The following is a 16,047-nucleotide window of genomic DNA, read 5'->3' as shown; positions in this document are numbered from 1 at the left end:
CTATTACGGGGAAAATGCTTGCCTTGCGGGGGGTTTTGGGCGAGATTGGGCCACCCCTCTCCCCCGGACGTTTGTCTGACCACCTCCGGCCGCTGGCCGGCGGTTCTTTTGCTGTGCCTGCGCAAGGCGCGCGGACAGGTCAACGAGGTTTCCATGCCAAACAGGCTTCGTGTTCTTGTGATGGTTCTGGCCTACAATGCCGAAAAGACCATCGTCAGTGTGCTTGATCGTATTCCCCGCAGCCTTGCGGACCACTATGACATTTCCGTGGCCGTCTTTGATGACGGCAGCCGTGACGCCACCTGGCAGCTGGCCCGGGAGCATCTGGAGCATTTCTGGTGCCCCGGCGAGGCCCTGCACAATCCCGTGAATCAGGGCTACGGCGGCAACCAGAAGGTGGGCTACCGCTATGCCGTGGAACAGGGCTATGATGTGGTGGCCATGGTGCACGGCGACGGGCAGTATGCGCCCGAACGCCTGCCCGAGCTGCTGCGTCCCTTTGAGGATCCCGGCGTGGATGCCGTGTTCGGATCGCGCATGCTGAACAAGCGTGATGCCCTCAAGGGGGGCATGCCCTATTACAAGTTTCTGGGCAACATGGTGCTGACTGCCTTCCAGAACCGGCTGCTGGGCACCCATCTTTCGGAATTCCACACGGGCTATCGCCTGTACCGCGTTTCCCGCCTGGCGCAGCTGCCGCTGGAACTCAATACCAACAATTTCGATTTTGATACGGAAATCATCATGCAGGTGGTCTTTTCCGGCGGAAAGATCGTGGAGCTGCCCATCCCTACCTTTTACGGGGATGAGGTCTGCCATGTGAACGGCCTGCGCTATGCCTGGGATGTCATGGTCACGAGCTGCAAGGGGCGCCTCATCCGCATGGGCATCTTCTATGATCCCAAGTTCTTCTTTCCGCAGACGGAAGTGGCCCCTCGGATCAGTTCCTTTTCCTTTCCGTCCACAAGCCGGGCCGTGGCCGGCATGATCCGGCAGGGCAGTACGGTGCTGGATCTGGGCTGCACGGACAGCGAGCTGGCGGAGCACCTGCGCCAGGACAAGGGCTGCACGGTGATTCTCTGCCCGTCACAGGTGGACCTGGACAAGGAACTGCCGGATGACGTGCCCTGGGAGCGTCTGGATTATGTGCTGGCCGTGGACGTGCTGGAGCAGCGCGATGTGGCGGAGGCCTTTCTGGAGCGCCTGCGGGCACGTCTGACAGGAAACGAAACGGTGCGCGTCATTGTGGGCAGTGCCAACGTGGGCTTTTTCATCACGCGCTTCATGCTGCTGCTGGGGCAGTTCAACTATGCCCGGCGGGGCATTCTGGCCTTTTCGCACAAGCGCCTCTTCACCCTGGGGTCATTGTCCCGTCTTCTGAAGTATGCGGGCTTTCGCCTGGAAAGCCGGCGGCTCATGCCGGCTCCCTATCCCCGGGCGCTGGGCAATACCCGTCTTTCCCGTGTGCTGCTGCGGGTCAACCGCCTCTTGCTCGGCCTGCTGCCGGGGCTTTTTGCCTATCAGGTGCTGCTTGAGGTGCGGCATACTCCCAGCTCGGAAAGCGTGCTGCGCAAGGCGCAGCGCTGACGGCGCGGGCTTCCTGCATGCGGAAGGATATGCTGACGGCCGAAAGCGGCAGGCGCCCTGCCGCGTCGTTCCGGCGCAGGCTGTTCCTGGTCCTGCAATGGGGCATCAGCCTGCTTGCCCTGGGCTATGCGCTGTATGGCGTGGACGCGCGGGTGCTCTGGCAGGCGGTGCAGGACTATACCCTGCCTGCCATGCTCGCGGCGGCGGGTGTGGTGGCCCTGGACTATGCCTGCATGGGACTGCGCCTGCGCTGGCTGCTGCCGCCGGGAACAAGCTATGGCCTGAGCCTGCGGGCCGTGCTGCTGTGCGTGGGCTATAACAATATTCTGCCGGCCAAGGCCGGAGATGCCATCAAGGTGCTTTTCCTGTCCCGGAAGACGGGCTGTTCCGTTTTGCAGACAGGCTCCGTGGTGCTCTGGGAGCGGCTGCTGGATGTGCTTTCCCTGCTGCTGGTGGCCCTGCTGGCCTATGCGCTGGGGCATACGGGGCAGCGCCTGCTGCTGCCTGTCTGTCTGGTGCTGGCAGGGGCGGCACTGTTCTTTCTGCTGCGTCACTGGTCGGCATGGTTCCACGCGGCCTATGCCCGCCTGTTTCCGGGGCGGGTGGCGGCGCTCTGTTCCCGCCTGCACACCAGTCTGGTGGACGAGGTTTCGCCGTTGTGGGTTGCGCGCGGTTTTCTTTGTTCCCTGCTTATCTGGACCTGCTATTGCGCCAGCTTCTGGGTGGTGTTCTGCCTGGTGGCGGACATGCCGCTGCACGTCATGCAGGTGCTGTCGGTCTTTGCCGTGACCTGCCTGGGCATGGCCGTTCCCTCTTCGCCGGGCGGTCTGGGCGTCTTTGAGGGCGCCGTGGTTCTGGGGCTTTCCTGGTGCGGTGTGGAGCAGAGCGAGGCCCTGGGGGCTGCGCTTTTTCTGCATGCCCTGCATTTCATTCCGCAGGCGCTGGCCGCGGTGATCATCAACGGCCGCCGGGACTGCTGGCAGGCCGAAGGCTGCAAGGCTCCGGGAGGAAAGGATTCATGCGCCCCATAAGGCACGTAGATGTGTGGGTTTTGCTGGGTATGCTGCTGTTTGCCCTGCTGGTGCAGCAGGGCCGCATAGGAGCATCCATCAACGGTGTGGACCTGACCACGGACCCGGCCATGTATGCCTCCATTGCCGCGGCCTACGGGCATCCGGCGGACTTTGCCCGGGATTTTGTCTTTGGCGCGGCCAGCCAGTTTTCCACCCACGTGACGCCCCTGGTGCAGCTGGTGCACTGGCTGTCCGGTGATGACGGCAACTACGGCGTGGCCTATCTGGAGCTGACCGGCCTGGTGGTCTTTCTGCACTATGCGGCCTTTTACCTGCTGGGCGCCATGTTTTTCGGCCAGCGCTGGAAGGCGCTGATCTTTACGGTGCTCATGGGTCTCTGCTACTGGACGCCGTGGGGAACCTACTGGGGCGCGGGCTACCGCGACTATACCCCCCGCACCCTGTTCGAAGCCCTGTACGCCCTGTTTCTGTGCGCCAATTTTGCCGTGCTGCGGCGTCCCCGCTGGTGGCCGGTGTTCATGGCCGCCCTGGGCGGACTGGTCTATGTACATTCCATCAGCGCCCTGCCCGCGGCGGCCGGTCTCTGGCTGGGCTTTGCCGCCAGCCGGCCGCAGGGCTGGTCCCGGGTACGGCATCTGGGCTGGCTGCTGCTGAGCGGTGGCTGCTTTCTGGCGACCATGGCGCCCTATGCCGCCATTTATCTGCATTCCTCGGGCGTGTCCCTGTCTGCGGAGGATGTGGCCTTCATGGACCATATCCTGCGCACGCGCTTTGACATTGAATACGCCGAATATCTCTACGGCATGGGCAAATTCCTGCGGCGGTACACGCTGCTGCCCGTGATTCCGCTGGCCCTGTGGGGAACGTGGATGATCGTGAAGTACGGCAGCCCGCGGCAGAAGCTCTTTGGCAGGCATATCTGGCTCTGGATTGCCGGGGTTTACGTGGTCATTGCCCTTTTTGTGCTGGATCAGGAAATCAGCCGGGCGCTGGGCCGCATGCACCTTGAGTTTGACCTGGTCCGCGTGCACCGCTTCCTGCCCTTTTTTGCCATCTGCCTCATTTTCCTGGGAGCAGACATTCTGTGGCAGCGGGTTTCCCGGCCGGGATGGCAGCGCGTGGCGGCGCGCCTGTTCTGTCTGGGGTTGGTCATCGGCTTTTTCTGCGGCGGGCAGCAGGATATGGCCCGTACCAGTCTGGCCTGGTACTGGAACCGCCTGGACGAGGCCCGTTATGCCGCGGCCTATGGTCCGCAGCTGCACCGGGCGGAAATGGTGGCGGCCCTGAGTCGCTACACCCGGCCCCATGAAACCATCTTTTTTCCCGGCAAGGACCAGGCCATACGCTACAATGCCCTGCGCTCCCTGACCTACGGCTGGAAGGACGCCTGCCTGCTCTATTATGCCAAGGGCCTGGAACGCCTGCGGCAGTGGGAAAGCGTGGAAGCCGCGCTCAAGACTTCGCCCACGGCCTATATCGAGGTGGGCCTGGCCACCTCGCCGGACTATATCCTGAGCGAGCGGCCCCAGGACAGGGCCGAACTGGAAGCGCGCGTGGGACCGGTAATCTGGGAGAATGCCCGCTATCTGCTGGTCAAAAATACGCGGGGCAGGCCGGCCTCCTGAAGTGGAGGCGGCCGGTGTCGTTGTGGCTGTTTTCGGGGCAGACCCGGCCAGGGGCAGCCGCTATGCGCATGACGGCGTGGCAGGCTGGTCCGGTACCGGCAGGTGCAGGCGCCGCCGCTGTGCCAGCAGGTCATCCAGCAGGGACAGGGGAACGCGCAGACCGCCGTAGCCCGTGCCCAGGTGAATGCGCGGCTTGTTGCGGCCGTGGTAGTCGCTGCCGCCGGTGACGGCAAGGCCGAAGTGGCGTGCCAGGTCCAGGCACTGGCGGGTGGCGGCCTCTGAATGTTCGCTGTGGTAGGCTTCCAGGGCGTGCAGGCCGCAGGGCAGCAGACGTTCCAGCCACTGTTCCAGCCAGCCGTCGGGATGCCGGGCCTGCAAGGGGTGGGCAATGCTCACGGTGGCCCCCAGACCGGCCAGCAGGCGCACGGCCTCTTCCGGGGCCATGATCTCGCGGGGAACATAGGCCGGGGCGCCTGCCCCCAGGTACTCGCGGAAGGCGGCGGTTATGTCCGGCACCACGCCTTGCCGCACCAGAACGGCGGCCATGTGGGGGCGCCCCACACTTTCGCCGCGGGCCTCGCGGCGGACATCCTCCAGGGTAATGGCAATGCCCAGGGCACGCAGCTTGTCCACCATGCGGGCATTGCGCGTATCGCGCTTGCGCCGGATATCCTCCAGACGTTCTTCCAGCACGGCGGCATGCTGCGGCAGCCAGAGGCCGAGAATGTGCATTTCGCCCCGGTCCGTGCAGGTGGACAGCTCGCAGCCGCGGATGACGTCCAGGCCCAGACGCCGGCCTTCTTCCTGGGCTTCGGGCAGGCCGGAGAGGGTATCGTGATCGGTGAGGGCCACGGCTGCCAGCCCTGCCCGGGCTGCCTGGCGGACCAGTTCGGCAGGGCTGTCCGTACCGTCGGAGGCGCTGCTGTGGGTGTGCAGATCAATGAATTTCCTGTGTAACATGCCCTATTCCTAAGAGCTTGCGCAGAAATTGCAAGAGGTGCCCCTTGCGGGACGGCGGCCATGCGGCTATGGTAGGCCGCTGCGGCCATTGCCGCCACGAGGATGACATGCCCATACAAACCGAAGAACTCTTGCAGATGCTTGCCTGCCCGCGCTGCCTTGGCGCGCTGGAAGCCGTCTACCGCGGCGGGGAAACGGCGGGTTTTGCCTGCCCTGCCTGCGCTGTGGTGTATCCCGTTCGCGATGACATTCCCATCATGCTGGAAGAGGAGGCCATTCCCCGCCAGCGCTGGGACGCGGAACAGTCCTAGAGCGGGGGAAGCATGCGTCTGCTCATTGCTGCGGACCTGCACGGTTCGCTGGAAAGTCTGCGTTTTCTCCTTGACCGCGCCCGCCAGTGGCGGCCCGACCTCCTGGTCTTTCTGGGCGATCTGGTATACCACGGCCCGCGCAATCCCCTGCCTTCCGGCTACGATACGCTGGGCGTGCTGCGGGAAATAGGTTCGCTGGACTGCCCCGTCACGGCCGTGCGCGGCAACTGTGACGCCGAGGTGGACCAGATGCTGCTGCCCTTTCCCACGGTGGAAAATGCCTGGCTGTCTGTGGACGGTCTGCGCATTTTTGCCAGCCACGGACATCTGCTGCCGGACCGTCCGCCCCTGCCGTCCCGCTTTGCACCGGGAACGGTCATCTTGCGTGGTCATACCCATATTCCGCGCGGCGAGACGCTGGACGGCCTGCACTTCTGGAATCCCGGCTCCCTGAGCCTGCCCAAGGGCGGTTCGCCGCGAACCTACGCCGAATATGAGGAAGGCTGCTTCCGGGTGCTGGACATGCAGGGCCGGGAAGTGCTGCGGCACTGGCCGCGCCAGAACGACTGAGGCAGCAGCATGGGTACCTCTTCTGCCGAAGCTGCCTTTCCGCCGCTGTTCCGGCTTGCGGCGGGGCTGCGCCTGGTGCTGGCCTCCCATTCGCCGCGCCGGCGGCAGTTCCTGCGGGAATGGGGCCTGCCCTTTACCCTGCTGGCCCCGTCCTGCGACGAGCCGCGCCCGCTGCCGGGCGAGGCGCCTGCCGCCTATGCCTGCCGGGCCGCCCGGGCCAAGGTCATGGCCGCTCGCGCGGCGGAAGGCCGCCGGCCTGCCGGCGACCGGCGTCTGCTGCTGGGGGCGGATACCATTGTGGCCCTGGGAGCGGACATTCTGGGCAAGCCGCAATCTGCGGAACATGCCATGGCCATGCTGCGGCGTCTTTCCGGGGCTACGCATGAGGTTATCAGTGCCGTCTGTCTGTTGGGGCCTGATGACGAGGAAGTGACGTTTCATGACGTAAGCCGGGTCCGCTTTGCCGCCTGGCCGGATGCGGTGCTGGCGGCCTATGTGGCCACACACGAGCCGGACGACAAGGCCGGGGCCTATGCCGTCCAGGGGCAGGGGGCCGTGCTGGTGGAGGCCGTGGACGGCTCGTGGAGCACCGTGGTGGGACTGCCGGTGACGCCCCTGGCCACCATCATGCTGCAACGGGGCTGGATGCAGCCTGCCGGATAGGTGTGCATGCGCTTGTCATGCGGAGCAGGGATGCCTTGCGGCATCCTTTTTTTGTGCCCGCTGCGTCCCGGAGCAGGCAGACGGCAGAGGAGAAAAAATGACACAAAGCCGCGTGGCTGCTGCGGAGTCAGGGGATCGTTCGTACCATTGTTTGCCTGATTAATCAAAATATTTTCAATGAGTTATAAAAAATTTCTTTTCGTTTTGCAAAAAATTTTTCTCGCTGATAAAGATATTTTTCACAAATAGTTTACTATAGTATTTCAATATATTATACTCATATTTTTGAAAAAATCCCGCCTATTGTTCTAAAAAGAACAATAATGACTGTAAGCTCAAACAATTTCCTCCCCTTGACGCTGGCAGCGAATCTCCGTAGGGCCATAGCATGGCAGTATGTGCCATGTCGTACAGAACGTCAGCCTCTACAGGGAGACCGAGCACCATGTCGCAGGAACGCATCACCACGCTGTTGACGGAAAGCCGCAGTTACCTTCCTCCGGAACATGGCAAAACCAGTGCCTGGATATGCGGCCAGGATGAAGCGGACGCCATTTGTCGTCGTGCCCTTGAAGACCCCCTGGACTTCTGGGGGGCGCGCGCCTCGCAGCTCATTCACTGGTACAAGCGCTGGGACAAGGTGCTGGAGGCCGACGAGGCCCGCCACAAGTACAGATGGTTTACCCGGGCCAGGCTCAATGCGTCCTTCAACTGCATTGACAGGCACATCATTTCCGGCCGCAGAAACAAGGCCGCGCTCATCTGGCAGGGCGAAAAAGAAATGGATGTGCGCTGCTTCACCTATCAGATGCTGTATACGGAAGTGTGCCGTGTGGCGCATGCCCTGAGTTCCCTGCGGGTGCGCAAGGGTGACCGGGTGGCCCTGTACATGCCCATGATTCCCGAACTGGTCATCGCCATGCTGGCCTGCGCCCGCATTGGCGCCGTGCACACGGCCATTTTTTCCGGCTATGCCGAAGGGGGCGTGCGCAGCCGCATTCAGGGGGCCAAGGCCAAGGTGGTCATTACGGCCGACGGGGTGGTGCGTGCCGGCAGCATCAAGCCGCTCAAGGCCAATCTGGACCCCATTCTGGAAAAGTGCCCCTCGGTGGCGCACGTGGTGGTGGTCAGCCATGCGGGCATGGGCGATGTGAAGATGCAGCCCAATCGGGATATCTGGTGGCATGATCTCATCGAGGACTTTACCCTGGATGTGGACTTTCCCTGCGAGCAGATGGATGCCAATGATCCGCTTTTTCTCCTGCATACCAGCGGCAGCACCGGCAAGCCCACGGGCATTCTGCATTCCACCGGCGGCTATCTGACCTATGCGGCCCACACCACCCAGTGGATTTTCGACATGCGCGATGATGACGTCTACTGGTGCACGGCCGACATGGGCTGGATAACCGGCCATACCTACGGCGTCTACGGTCCGCTGGCCCTGGGAGCCACCACCATGATGTTCGAGGGCGTGCCCAACTGGCCCAAGCCTGACCGTTACTGGCGCATTGTGGAAAAATTCCGCGTGAACATCCTCTATACCGCGCCCACGGTGATCCGTTCGCTCATGCGCATGGGCGAAGCCTGGCCGGAACGCTATGACCTGCGTACCCTGCGGGTGCTCGGCTCGGTGGGGGAACCCATCAATCCCGAGGCCTGGCAGTGGTACCACAAGAATATCGGCGGCGGCGAACTGCCCATTGTGGATACCTGGTGGCAGACGGAAACCGGCGGCGCCATGATCAGCCCGCTGCCCTATGCCACCCGGCTCAAGCCGGGGTCCGCCACCTATCCGCTGCCCGGCATCGATGCCACGGTCATGGGCAGCACCGGGCGCGATGGCGAGGAGGCTTCGCCGGGCTGCCGTTCCGGCCATCTGGTCATCCGGCGGCCGTGGCCTGGCATGATGCTGGGCGTTTTCAACGACGAGGAAAAATACCAGAGCTATTTCAGCCGCTTTGGCGTCTTTGACAGCGGCGACGGTGCCGAGATCGACGATGACGGCTATTTCTGGATACTGGGCCGCATTGACGATTCCATCAACGTGTCCGGCCACCGCCTGTCCACTGCCGAAATCGAGGCCGTGCTCGCGTCCAGCCAGGATGTGGCCGAGGCCGCCGTGGTGCCCATGCCCCATGCGCTCAAGGGCGAGGCCATCTATGCCTATGTGCTGCTGCGGGACGAGGTGCCGTGGAGCGACGATGTGCGCAAGCGGCTGCGGGATACGGTGCGCCGGGACATCGGCGCCCTGGCATCGCCGGAGTATATCCAGTTTGTGGAGGCCATGCCCAAGACCTGCTCAGGCAAGATCATCCGCCGCATGCTGCGCAAGATTGCCGGCAATGTGTATGACGACCTGGGCGATACCACGGCGCTTGCCAGACCCGATGTGCTGGACGCCATCATCATGGGCCACAAAAATCTGCTGCTGGGCCAGCATGAAACGGCATCCTTTGTTGCCGAAGAACAGTCGGAAGCCCGGGCAGCAGTCTCCTAGGTTCGCGCCAGCCACCGCGACCGCCGGCCTGCCGCACGCCGCCATACCGTGCGGCAGGCCCCTGCTGTGCAGGTGTGAGGAACGGACATGTCCTGCGCGGGGCATGTCCGTTCCGTTATGCCGGGCGGCATGCGCCGGCGTCTGCGCTGCGGGAATGCCGGGCCGTCCCGGCAGGGGCTGCCGGACCCGCATCCTGCCGGGGCGTCTCCAGCTGGCTGCCCAGGGTGCCCAGGAGGGCCTTGCCCTCATGCGGCAGCCACAGGGCGGTGACGCCTGCCGCAAACAGCAGCAGGGCCAGAGCCAGCATCAGGCTGACCACAAGATGCGCCAGCAGCAGGGCCGCTGTGCCCAGGCTCAGGGCCAGCAGCAGGGCCAGACCCAGGCGACGCATCCAGCGGGAGGAGAGGAGCGGGGATGCCTTTGCCGGCATGGCTCAGAGGGCCTTGCGCCGGGTCCAGACATGATCTGCCAGCAGGGTGCCGAACAGCAGGCCCGTGGCCACGTGTGCCCGGCTTTTTCCGGCCGCCCCCAGCAGCACGGAAATACCCAGTGTCCCCAGCATGACGCGCAGGGCCGTCTTGCGGTTCCACAGGGGACGAACGGGGAGAGTTTTTGCCAAATTTTGCTGACTGTTTTTCATAACATCCTCGTTTTTAACGAAAATAAAAAATAGAATTGAATTTCGCATTCTATTTCTCTTGACGTTCACCCTAAAGTAGGTCAGAGTTCTTTGCAAGCCCGTTTTTTGCTGTTCCGGTACGCGTTCACCTGCCCCTGTGGCGTACACAGCGCCATGGCGTACCGGAACAGGCGGGCGAGACCAAACAAGGAGCTTTCCATGAGCAATGTCATCAGTCTGCGTCAGATGGCCGTGGGCCAGCAGGGCAAAATCGCCGCCGTTGAGGCTCTGGGAGAAATGGGCCGCCGCATTCGCGATATGGGCCTGATTCCCGGCGCCACCGTGTCCGTGGTAGGCAGGGCGCCGCTCAAGGATCCTGTGGCCCTGCGCATTTCCGGGGTAACGGTTACCCTGCGCAACAGCGAGGCGGACCATATCCGCATCGACGTATCCTAGCAGCTTCCCGGAGGCGTTGCGGCCTGGTCCGGTCCTGTCGCGGCAGGTGATGCCCGGCAGACCCGGAGCGGGGCATGCCGTGCGGCAGGACAGCGGCACGGTATTTCGCACAGCGTCCCAGGCAGTCTGACGACACAACGGCGCGGCTCGCGCGCCGCTTTCGTTCCCCGTGCGTTGAAAACCCTTTCCGGCATGTGCCTTTTGCATGAAGGCACGTGGGTCTTTTCGTGCGCCCTTTTTCCGGTGAACAGGGCGTCCTGCATCGTTCGGCGGCTGGCCGAGGTGCCCGGCAGCCCAGCCGAAGCCGTGCCTGCCGCCTGTGGCGGTGCGGCATCATCACAAGGAGGAAATGGACATGGAAGCAATGAAGTACGGCCTGGTTTTTCTGGGCGGCCTGGTGCTGGGCGCCATCGGCGCTACGGCAGTGAGCCGTGGCAAGGTGGACCTCAAGCCGCTGGCCACGGACCTTATCAGCCGCGGCATGGACGTGAAGGACGCCCTGCTGCAGAAGGTGGAATCCGTGCGGGAAGATGTGCAGGACCTGGCCGCCGAGGCGCGCGCCCGGTCCGATGAACGGAAGGCCTCGCAGCAGGCGGACGCCTAGCGGAGGTCGGCGCGCATGCGTTTTTTCATTGTCCACGAACTGTCCGGCACCACAGGGGGCAGAATGCGCGTGCGCGCTTCCCGTCCGCTTTCGGCAGCCGAGGCACAGGAGATCGGCAGCGCCCTTGCTGCGGCCGGCCTGCATGTGCAGCACGTCAGTCCACGGGTGGGAAGTCTGCTGTTTTTCTATGATGACCCGGCCATGCGCCGCAGGGCGTTGTGCTGCCTGGCCGCCCGCAGCCGGGCAGCGGAGGCGGGCACAAGCGCCCCCCTGCCGTGCGGCGCACCGCACGGGGCACGCCGCGAAGGACTGGCGGAGGAAGCGCCGCCCCCCGGCGCCATGGGACCGCTGCTGCGCTTCTTCCTTGTGCGGCCGTTCCTGCCTGTGCTGCTGCGCACGCTGAGCTGCGTGCTGCATGCCCTGCCCTATGTGCGCAAGGGCCTTGCCGCTCTTGCGCAGGGGCGCTGCTCGGTGGAGGTGCTGGATGCGGCGGCCATAGGCGTTTCCCTGCTGCGGCGTGATTTTCGTACCGTCACCACCCTGACCCTGCTGCTGGGGCTGGGCGAAACCCTGGAATACTGGACACGGCGCCATTCCCTGGACAGCCTGGCGCAGAGTCTGGCCCTGACGGTGGACAGTGTGTGGCGGCTGGAAAAGGGCGTGGAGCAGGCCGTGCCACTGGCGGACATTGTGCCGGGAGACTGCGTGGTGGTGCGCGACGGCGGCAGCATTCCGGTGGACGGCGTGGTGGTGGAGGGCGAGGCTGTGGTCAATCAGTCCTCCATGACCGGCGAGCCGCTGGGCGTGCCCCGCAGCGCGGGGGCCTCGGTCTATGCCGGCACGGTGGTGGAGCAGGGGCGTCTGGTCATCCGGGCCGTGCAGGTGGGGGACGGCACGCGCCTGCGGCAGGTGGTGCGCTTCATCGAGGAATCCGAGGCCCTCAAGGCCGGCATCCAGGGGCGCTATGAACGTCTTGCGGACATGGCCGTGCCCTTTACCTTTGCCCTGGCCGCGCTGGTCTGGCTGCTGACGCGCGATGCCCGCCGGGCAGCGGCGGTGCTGCTGGTGGACTATGCCTGCGCCCTGCGCCTGGCCACGCCGCTGGCGGTGCTGGCAGCCATGCGCGAGGGGGCGCGGCACGGGGTGGTCATCAAGGGCGGGCGCTATCTCGAGGCGCTGTCCGAGGTGGATACCGTGGTCTTTGACAAGACCGGGACACTGACCAGTGCCACGCCGCGTGTGGCGGAGGTCTTTGCCGCTCCCGGCCATGTGCGCGACGAGGTGCTGCGTCTGGCCGCCTGCCTGGAAGAGCACTTTCCGCATCCCGTGGCCCGTGCCGTGGTGCGGCGTGCCCGGGAAGAGGGCCTGCGCCATGAGGAAGAACATGCCCAGGTGGAATATGTGGTGGCCCACGGGGTGGCCTCGTCCCTGCACGGCCGTAAGGTGCGGGTGGGCAGCCGCCATTACATCGAACATGACGAGGGTGTGAACCTTGATGTCATGCTGCCTGTCATGGAGACACAGGCGCGTCTGGGCCGGTCTTTGCTCTATCTGGCCGTGGACGGCAGCATTGCCGGGCTGCTGGCCGTGGAGGACCCCCTTCGTCCCGAGGCGCCGGCCGTGCTGGAGGCACTGCGGCAGCAGGGCATAACACGCCTGTGCATGCTTACCGGCGATGACGAGCGCACCGCCCGGGCCGTGGCCGCCCGGCTGGGCATCGAGGAATACCGTGCCCAGGTGCTGCCCACGGACAAGGCCGCCGTCATCGACGACCTCAATGCCCGGGGCTGCCGCGTGCTCATGGTGGGGGACGGCATCAATGATGCGCCGGCCCTGTCGGCGGCTCATGTGGGCGTGGCCATGTGTGACGGGGCGGACCTGGCCCGCGAGGTGGCCAACGTGCTGTTGACGCGGCCTGATCTGGAAGGGCTGTTGCTGGCCAGGCAGCTGGGCCGGGCCACATTGCGCCGCATCCACACCAACTTTGTGAGCGCCATGGTGCTCAACAGCCTGTTTCTGCTCGGCGGCCTGACCATGGTACTGGCGCCCGGCGCCTCCGCCCTGCTGCACAATCTGACGACCCTGGGCATCACCCTTAATGCCATGCGCCCGCATCTGCCGTCCGGTCCGGCAGCCGCGGATACCGGGGAAGGGCTGCCCGTCCTCGGGGAGGTCTGCTGATGGAAACGGCATCCTTTCTTCGCTATGTGCGCAGCTTTCTGCCCGGCAGGGTCCGCCTGCGCCATCCTGCTCTGCAACAGGAGGCCGTGGCCCGGCAGACCCGCCAGCAGATACTGGCCGTGCCCGGTGTGCGCAGTGTGGACATCAATCCCCTGAGCGGCTCCGTGCTGCTCTGTTACGAAAGCGGTCGCATTGGCCGGGACAGACTGGTGGACATGGGCGTGACCCTGGCCACCTGGCTGGATGCCGTGCAGGACGGGCAGACGCTTCCCCCGCCGGAACTGTAGGTTGCGTGCTGGCATAGCCTGCCGTCCGCTCGTGCAGTGATCGCGCATACGCAAACGAAAAGGCCCGCCGGAAGGCGGGCCTTTTGTTGTCAGCGGGCGGGATGCCTTACTTGGCCACGGAGGGCAGCACGGCGCCGGCGTACTTCTGCTTCATGAAGGCGGCGGCTTCGCTGCTCACCAGGGCGGAGTACAGGGCCTGGAGGTCAGGGCGCTTTTCGTCACCGGCGCGGATGGCCAGGATATTGGCGTAGGTGGAAGCGGCCAGGGAGTCGGCGGATTCCACGGCCAGGGCATCGGCCACCTTCAGGCCGCCGAGGATGGCGTAGTTGCCGTTGATGATGGCCACGTCAACGTCGGGCAGGGAGCGCACCAGCTGGGCAGCCTCGATTTCCTCGATCTTGAGGCCCAGGGGATTTTCGGCAATGTCGCGCACGGTGGCGGCCAGGCCGGCATTTTCCTTCAGCTTGATGAGGCCCGTGGCTTCCATGAGCAGCAGGGCGCGGCCTTCGTTGGTGGCGTCATTGGGCACGGCCACGAGGGACCCCTTCTTCAGGTCCTTGAGGCTCTTGGCCTTGCCGGCATAGATACCGAAGGGTTCGTAATGCACGGGGCCGAGGGAGACCAGCTTGGTGCCCTTCTGGGCATTGAAGTCGTCCAGGTAGGGCTTGTGCTGGAAGTAGTTGGCATCCAGTTCCTTGCTGTCCAGGGCCACATTGGGCTGCACATAGTCGGAATATTCCACGATTTTCAGGGTATAGCCCTGCGGCTTGAGCAGCTTGGCGGCTTCGGCCAGGATTTCGGCATGCGGCGTGGGAGAGGCCCCCACCACAATGGTGCCGCCGGCATGGGCGGAAACGGCCAGAGAAACGGAACCGAGCAGGGCGGCGCAGGCCAGAAGCAGTTTTTTCATGGGAACGATCCTTGGGTAAGAGGTTGACGCCAGGAGGGCGCGGACGGCAGACGGCGGAAGAACCTCCGGCAGCTAGGAGCCGCGCTTGTCGCTGCGGCGGGTGGCCCAGTTGCCGAAGCTCTGGAAGGCCTGCACGATGATGATAAGCAGCACCACGGTCATGACCATGATGTCGGTCTGATAGCGGTTGTAGCCGTACATGATGGCCAGCTTGCCCAGACCGCCGCCACCCACGGCGCCGGACATGGCCGAGTAGCCCAGAATGGTGATGGCCGATACCGCGCTGCCGTTGATGAGTGAGGGCAGAGCCTCGGGCAGCAGCACCTTGACGATGATCTGCCAGGTGGTGGCGCCCATGCTCTGGGCGGCTTCCACCACGCCGCGGTCCACTTCCATCAGGGAGGATTCCACAAGACGGGCCACAAAGGGCGCAGCGGCCAGCACCAGCGGCACCACGGTGGCATTGTTGCCGATGGTGGTGCCCACAAGAAAGCGGGTAAAGGGAATGACCGCAATCATGAGAATGAGGAAGGGGAAGGAGCGCGTCAGATTCACCACCACGTCCAGCACCCCGTAGACCAGCGCATTGGGCCGGATGCCGTCCCGGCGGCAGATGACAAGCACCACCCCCATGACCATGCCAAAGACATAGGAAAAGAAGGTGGCCACCACGGTCATGTAGAGCGTGTCCCACACCCCTTCCAGCAGCATCAGTGCCGTTGCCTGATCAATCATTCTTCATTTCCTCCAGCATGATGTGGTGCGCGCGGGCAAAGGCCATGATGCGCTCGCGCGAGGCGGCGCGCTCAGGGAGCTGTAGCACCATCTGCCCGAAGGCCACGCCGTTGATGTCGCGGGTGTCGGCGTACATGATGTTCACGGGGCAGCCGCATTCCAGCACCATATTGGCAATGACCGGCTCAAAGGAGGAGCGCCCGTTGAAGATGAGGCGGTACAGGTGAGGCTGCGGCAGGTTTTGCAGGGCTTCGGGCAGCACCAGGCGGCGGGCATCCTCGGTGCGGGGATGGAAGAAGACTTCTTCCACATTGCCCTGTTCCACAATCTTGCCCCGGCTGATGATGGCCACATGGCTGCATATCTTTTCGATGACGCTCATCTCGTGGGTAATGATCACCGCCGTGATGCCGAAGCGCGTATTGATGTCGCGGATGAGCGCGAGGATGGAATCGGTGGTGGCCGGGTCCAGGGCCGAGGTGGCCTCGTCGCAGAGCAGGACGCGCGGATTGGTGGCCAGGGCGCGGGCAATGGCCACGCGCTGCTTCTGGCCGCCGGAAAGCTGCGAGGGGTAGGACTGCATGCGGTTGGCCAGGCCCACCAGGTCCAGCAGTTCCTCGGCGCGCTGTACGGCCTGGGCGCGGGGCGTGCCGATGAGTTCCAGGGGAAAGCAGACGTTCTGCAGAGCGGTACGCTGCATGAGCAGGTTGAACTGCTGGAAGATCATGCCCATGGAGCGCCGGGCCTCGCGCAGCTCGGCATCGGACTGGCGGCAGAGGTCCCTGCCCTCAAAAAAGACGCTGCCGCCCGTGGGGCGTTCCAGCAGGTTGATGCAGCGCACAAGGGTGGACTTGCCCGCACCGCTCTGGCCGATGATGCCGAAAATGTCCCCTTTGTTGATGGCAAGGTCAATGCCCTGCAGGGCGAACACTTCGCTTTTGCCGGAATATTTTTTTTCCAGGCCGACGATATTGATGATGGGCTGTTCAGCCATGATGCCTCCAC

The 16,047-nt window shown here is 64.2% G+C and carries 17 protein-coding genes; 11 read left to right on the top strand and 6 right to left on the bottom strand.

Annotated elements, in window-relative coordinates; translation table 11 throughout:
• Window positions 1-153 precede the first annotated feature (153 nt).
• The 3 genes from Q0J57_RS03280 to Q0J57_RS03270 are packed head-to-tail and all read left to right on the top strand — an operon-like array spanning window position 154 to window position 4,246.
• Window positions 154-1,587: a glycosyltransferase gene (locus Q0J57_RS03280; RefSeq protein ID WP_297217072.1), complete on the top strand. Its 1,434-nt coding sequence runs from the start codon at window positions 154-156 to the stop codon at window positions 1,585-1,587.
• 29 nt (window positions 1,588-1,616) lie between these two features.
• On the top strand, window positions 1,617-2,618 hold the full coding sequence (locus Q0J57_RS03275; protein ID WP_297217070.1) for a lysylphosphatidylglycerol synthase transmembrane domain-containing protein: 1,002 nt from the start codon (window positions 1,617-1,619) through the stop codon (window positions 2,616-2,618).
• Window positions 2,606-4,246 carry a hypothetical protein gene (locus Q0J57_RS03270; RefSeq protein ID WP_297217068.1) on the top strand — a complete coding sequence of 547 codons (1,641 nt, stop codon included), beginning with the start codon at window positions 2,606-2,608 and terminating at the stop codon, window positions 4,244-4,246. Before Q0J57_RS03275 ends, Q0J57_RS03270 begins: the two co-directional genes overlap by 13 nt.
• Before the next feature lie 60 nt (window positions 4,247-4,306).
• On the opposite strand, the gene Q0J57_RS03265 is transcribed toward Q0J57_RS03270, so the two are convergent.
• Window positions 4,307-5,206: a PHP domain-containing protein gene (locus Q0J57_RS03265; protein WP_297217066.1), complete on the bottom strand. Its 900-nt coding sequence runs from the start codon at window positions 5,204-5,206 to the stop codon at window positions 4,307-4,309.
• 107 nt (window positions 5,207-5,313) lie between these two features.
• Between Q0J57_RS03265 and Q0J57_RS03260 the strand changes: the two genes are divergently transcribed.
• The 4 genes from Q0J57_RS03260 to acs all read left to right on the top strand — a co-directional run bounded on the left by Q0J57_RS03260 (window position 5,314) and on the right by acs (window position 9,250).
• The gene (locus tag Q0J57_RS03260; RefSeq protein WP_297217065.1) at window positions 5,314-5,517 is read left to right on the top strand and encodes a Trm112 family protein; all 204 of its coding nucleotides are present in this window, start codon (window positions 5,314-5,316) and stop codon (window positions 5,515-5,517) included.
• A 12-nt stretch (window positions 5,518-5,529) separates the two neighbouring features.
• Entirely contained in the window at window positions 5,530-6,087 is a 558-nt protein-coding gene (gene yfcE / locus Q0J57_RS03255) for a phosphodiesterase (RefSeq protein WP_297217063.1), read from the top strand.
• Window positions 6,088-6,096: 9 nt separating this feature from the next.
• Window positions 6,097-6,750, top strand: a complete 654-nt coding sequence (locus Q0J57_RS03250) for a Maf family nucleotide pyrophosphatase (protein ID WP_297217060.1) — start codon at window positions 6,097-6,099, stop codon at window positions 6,748-6,750.
• Window positions 6,751-7,195: 445 nt separating this feature from the next.
• Window positions 7,196-9,250 carry an acetate--CoA ligase gene (gene acs, locus Q0J57_RS03245; RefSeq protein ID WP_297217058.1) on the top strand — a complete coding sequence of 685 codons (2,055 nt, stop codon included), beginning with the start codon at window positions 7,196-7,198 and terminating at the stop codon, window positions 9,248-9,250.
• Between the two features lie 115 nt (window positions 9,251-9,365).
• On the opposite strand, the gene Q0J57_RS03240 is transcribed toward acs, so the two are convergent.
• Together Q0J57_RS03240 and Q0J57_RS03235 are read right to left on the bottom strand one after the other, a co-directional pair.
• On the bottom strand, window positions 9,366-9,641 hold the full coding sequence (locus tag Q0J57_RS03240) for a hypothetical protein (RefSeq protein ID WP_297217056.1): 276 nt from the start codon (window positions 9,639-9,641) through the stop codon (window positions 9,366-9,368).
• Window positions 9,642-9,683: 42 nt separating this feature from the next.
• Window positions 9,684-9,869: a hypothetical protein gene (locus Q0J57_RS03235; RefSeq protein WP_297217054.1), complete on the bottom strand. Its 186-nt coding sequence runs from the start codon at window positions 9,867-9,869 to the stop codon at window positions 9,684-9,686.
• A 219-nt stretch (window positions 9,870-10,088) separates the two neighbouring features.
• Between Q0J57_RS03235 and Q0J57_RS03230 the strand changes: the two genes are divergently transcribed.
• The 4 genes from Q0J57_RS03230 (at window position 10,089) to Q0J57_RS03215 (ending at window position 13,397) form a co-directional block, all read left to right on the top strand.
• A complete protein-coding gene (locus tag Q0J57_RS03230; protein WP_297217052.1) occupies window positions 10,089-10,325 on the top strand; it encodes a FeoA family protein in 237 nt (78 codons plus the stop codon).
• Between the two features lie 355 nt (window positions 10,326-10,680).
• The gene (locus Q0J57_RS03225; RefSeq protein WP_297217050.1) at window positions 10,681-10,929 is read left to right on the top strand and encodes a DUF6110 family protein; all 249 of its coding nucleotides are present in this window, start codon (window positions 10,681-10,683) and stop codon (window positions 10,927-10,929) included.
• 15 nt (window positions 10,930-10,944) lie between these two features.
• On the top strand, window positions 10,945-13,110 hold the full coding sequence (locus tag Q0J57_RS03220) for a heavy metal translocating P-type ATPase (protein WP_297217048.1): 2,166 nt from the start codon (window positions 10,945-10,947) through the stop codon (window positions 13,108-13,110).
• Complete coding sequence (locus tag Q0J57_RS03215) at window positions 13,110-13,397, top strand: HMA2 domain-containing protein (RefSeq protein ID WP_297217046.1); 288 nt, start codon at window positions 13,110-13,112, stop codon at window positions 13,395-13,397. Before Q0J57_RS03220 ends, Q0J57_RS03215 begins: the two co-directional genes overlap by 1 nt.
• A gap of 106 nt (window positions 13,398-13,503) precedes the next feature.
• On the opposite strand, the gene Q0J57_RS03210 is transcribed toward Q0J57_RS03215, so the two are convergent.
• The 3 genes from Q0J57_RS03210 to Q0J57_RS03200 all read right to left on the bottom strand — a co-directional run bounded on the left by Q0J57_RS03210 (window position 13,504) and on the right by Q0J57_RS03200 (window position 16,036).
• Window positions 13,504-14,307, bottom strand: a complete 804-nt coding sequence (locus Q0J57_RS03210; RefSeq protein WP_297217044.1) for a MetQ/NlpA family ABC transporter substrate-binding protein — start codon at window positions 14,305-14,307, stop codon at window positions 13,504-13,506.
• Window positions 14,308-14,379: 72 nt separating this feature from the next.
• The gene (locus Q0J57_RS03205) at window positions 14,380-15,042 is read right to left on the bottom strand and encodes a methionine ABC transporter permease (protein WP_297217042.1); all 663 of its coding nucleotides are present in this window, start codon (window positions 15,040-15,042) and stop codon (window positions 14,380-14,382) included.
• Window positions 15,035-16,036, bottom strand: a complete 1,002-nt coding sequence (locus tag Q0J57_RS03200; protein ID WP_297217040.1) for an ATP-binding cassette domain-containing protein — start codon at window positions 16,034-16,036, stop codon at window positions 15,035-15,037. Before Q0J57_RS03200 ends, Q0J57_RS03205 begins: the two co-directional genes overlap by 8 nt.
• Window positions 16,037-16,047 lie beyond the last annotated feature (11 nt).

The organism is uncultured Desulfovibrio sp., assembly GCF_944324505.1.
In the GTDB taxonomy this organism is placed as follows: Bacteria; Desulfobacterota; Desulfovibrionia; order Desulfovibrionales; family Desulfovibrionaceae; genus Desulfovibrio.
The sequence above is the reverse complement of the archived record's forward strand: the minus strand, read 5'-3'. Positions and strand labels throughout refer to the sequence as shown.

What these genes read in the sequence shown, in the direction of transcription:
- Q0J57_RS03225 (WP_297217050.1), top strand. Translation starts at nt 10,681, where the DNA reads ATGGAAGCAATGAAGTACGGCCTGGTTTTTCTGGGCGGCCTGGTGCTG.
- Q0J57_RS03220 (WP_297217048.1), top strand. Translation starts at nt 10,945, where the DNA reads ATGCGTTTTTTCATTGTCCACGAACTGTCCGGCACCACAGGGGGCAGA.
- Q0J57_RS03210 (WP_297217044.1), bottom strand. Translation starts at nt 14,307, where the DNA reads ATGAAAAAACTGCTTCTGGCCTGCGCCGCCCTGCTCGGTTCCGTTTCT.
- Q0J57_RS03270 (WP_297217068.1), top strand. Translation starts at nt 2,606, where the DNA reads ATGCGCCCCATAAGGCACGTAGATGTGTGGGTTTTGCTGGGTATGCTG.
- Q0J57_RS03205 (WP_297217042.1), bottom strand. Translation starts at nt 15,042, where the DNA reads ATGATTGATCAGGCAACGGCACTGATGCTGCTGGAAGGGGTGTGGGAC.
- Q0J57_RS03265 (WP_297217066.1), bottom strand. Translation starts at nt 5,206, where the DNA reads ATGTTACACAGGAAATTCATTGATCTGCACACCCACAGCAGCGCCTCC.
- Q0J57_RS03260 (WP_297217065.1), top strand. Translation starts at nt 5,314, where the DNA reads ATGCCCATACAAACCGAAGAACTCTTGCAGATGCTTGCCTGCCCGCGC.
- Q0J57_RS03215 (WP_297217046.1), top strand. Translation starts at nt 13,110, where the DNA reads ATGGAAACGGCATCCTTTCTTCGCTATGTGCGCAGCTTTCTGCCCGGC.
- yfcE (WP_297217063.1), top strand. Translation starts at nt 5,530, where the DNA reads ATGCGTCTGCTCATTGCTGCGGACCTGCACGGTTCGCTGGAAAGTCTG.
- Q0J57_RS03250 (WP_297217060.1), top strand. Translation starts at nt 6,097, where the DNA reads ATGGGTACCTCTTCTGCCGAAGCTGCCTTTCCGCCGCTGTTCCGGCTT.
- Q0J57_RS03275 (WP_297217070.1), top strand. Translation starts at nt 1,617, where the DNA reads ATGCTGACGGCCGAAAGCGGCAGGCGCCCTGCCGCGTCGTTCCGGCGC.
- acs (WP_297217058.1), top strand. Translation starts at nt 7,196, where the DNA reads ATGTCGCAGGAACGCATCACCACGCTGTTGACGGAAAGCCGCAGTTAC.
- Q0J57_RS03200 (WP_297217040.1), bottom strand. Translation starts at nt 16,036, where the DNA reads ATGGCTGAACAGCCCATCATCAATATCGTCGGCCTGGAAAAAAAATAT.
- Q0J57_RS03240 (WP_297217056.1), bottom strand. Translation starts at nt 9,641, where the DNA reads ATGCGTCGCCTGGGTCTGGCCCTGCTGCTGGCCCTGAGCCTGGGCACA.
- Q0J57_RS03230 (WP_297217052.1), top strand. Translation starts at nt 10,089, where the DNA reads ATGAGCAATGTCATCAGTCTGCGTCAGATGGCCGTGGGCCAGCAGGGC.
- Q0J57_RS03280 (WP_297217072.1), top strand. Translation starts at nt 154, where the DNA reads ATGCCAAACAGGCTTCGTGTTCTTGTGATGGTTCTGGCCTACAATGCC.